Raw genomic sequence first — 671 nt, 5'->3', positions numbered from 1 at the left:
ACCGCCGGAATGCGCGCTTTCATCTCGTCGCGCACGTCGAACACGAACAGCATGAACGGCGCGACGCGCGCATCGACGAACCAGTCGGCCGCGTGCTCCTCCATCACGACGGGCGCAACGGGGCGGAAGTCTTCGCGATCCTTGATCTCGTTCAGACGCGCCTGCATATCCGCATGAATCGGCGATGCGAGAATCGAGCGCGCGCCGAGCGCACGCGGGCCGAACTCCGTGCGGCCCTGATACCAGCCGATCACGCGATTCTGCGCGAGAATCTCCGCCGTTTCTTCGGCGATGTTCGTGAGCTTGCGATACGGCGCGCGCGCCCATTTCAGGAACGCTTCAATTTCCTCGTCGCCGAATGCGGGGCCGAGATACGCGTGATCCATGCGCCACCTGCGGCCTCGGTCGCCTGCCTTCGCGCGTTCCCTATAGTCTGTCCATAGCGCGGCGCCCAGTGCGGTGCCGGCGTCGCCTGCCGCCGGCTGAACCCATACTTCATCGAACGGACCGCGATCGCGAAGGCGCGCGTTCATCACGCAGTTGAGCGCGACGCCGCCCGCCATCGCAAGATTGCGCAGCCCCGTTTTCTCACGCAGCCACTTCGCGAGTTCGAGCGCGGTTTCTTCGAGCACGGCTTGCAGCGAATGCGCGATATCGAAGTGATGCTGCGT

At 64.7% G+C, this 671-nt stretch carries 1 protein-coding gene; it reads right to left on the bottom strand.

The features are described 5' to 3' along the window. On the bottom strand, window positions 1–671 hold a 671-nt coding region (locus AWB74_RS45105), incomplete at both ends, for a carbamoyltransferase C-terminal domain-containing protein (protein ID WP_327363395.1).

Origin of the sequence: Caballeronia arvi, assembly GCF_001544695.2 — a bacterium.
GTDB classification, from domain to species: Bacteria; Pseudomonadota; Gammaproteobacteria; order Burkholderiales; family Burkholderiaceae; genus Caballeronia; species Caballeronia arvi.
This window is presented reverse-complemented; position numbering and strand designations above follow the sequence as displayed.